This window comes from Paenarthrobacter sp. PAE-2, assembly GCF_026013155.1.
Taxonomy (GTDB): domain Bacteria; phylum Actinomycetota; class Actinomycetes; order Actinomycetales; family Micrococcaceae; genus Arthrobacter; species Arthrobacter ureafaciens.
Genome location: NZ_JAPDNV010000100.1, coordinates 1 through 870, shown reverse-complemented (window position 1 = coordinate 870; position 870 = coordinate 1). Strand labels below are relative to the sequence as shown.

1 protein-coding gene is annotated in these 870 nt (G+C 58.3%); it reads left to right on the top strand.

What is annotated here, in order from left to right; genetic code table 11:
• Positions 1-870: SRPBCC family protein (locus tag OCL88_RS21065; RefSeq protein WP_264963840.1), on the top strand; the 870-nt coding region annotated here is incomplete at both ends.

Below are 870 nucleotides of genomic sequence, written 5' to 3'. Positions count from 1 at the left end.
TGGGAAACGCCTCGCATTTCCGCTGCCCCTACCACGGCTGGTCCTACCGCAACGATGGTCGCATCGTGGGTCTGCCGTTCCACAAAGAGGCCTACGGTGGGGAAGAAGGCTTCAAGAAAAAAGGTCAGACTCTGCTCCCCGCTCCTTCTCTGGGGGTATACAACGGTCTGATTTTCATCAGCCTTGACCCTGACGCGGAACCCCTTGAGGACTTCCTGGGCGACTTCAAGTTCTACATGGATTACTACACCAAGCAAAGCGCTGACGGCATCGAACTCCGGGGCCCCCAGCGCTGGCGTGTCAAAGCGAACTGGAAGATCGGCGCCGAAAACTTCGCCGGCGACATGTACCACACTCCCCAAACGCACACGTCAGTTGTTGAAATCGGTCTCTTCCGCGAACCCAAGGCTGAGAAGCGCAAGGACGGAACAACCTACTGGGCCGGCAACGGCGGCGGTACCACCTACAAGCTCCCCGAGGGCACCTTGGAGGAACGGCTTCGCTATGTCGGCTACCCCGACGACATGATCGCGCGGATGAAGGAGCAATGGAGCCAGGAGCAGCTTGATGTAGTCGGCAAGGACGGATTCATGGTCTCGGCCGCATCGGTCTTCCCAAACATGAGCTTCGTCCACAACTGGCCCCGCGTAGAAGAGGACTCCGACGAAGTCCTGCCGTTTATCTCCATCCGCCAATGGCAGCCCATCAGCGAGGACGAGACCGAAATCGTTTCCATTTCCGCGCGGCACACCTGCATGCCGCGATGCAGGCACATGTGGTTTGCCGTGGACAAGAACGCGTCAGAGGAGTTCAAAGCCCTTTCGTACAAGGCATATCTCATGTGCTTTGGCAGCGGCGGCATGTTTGAAC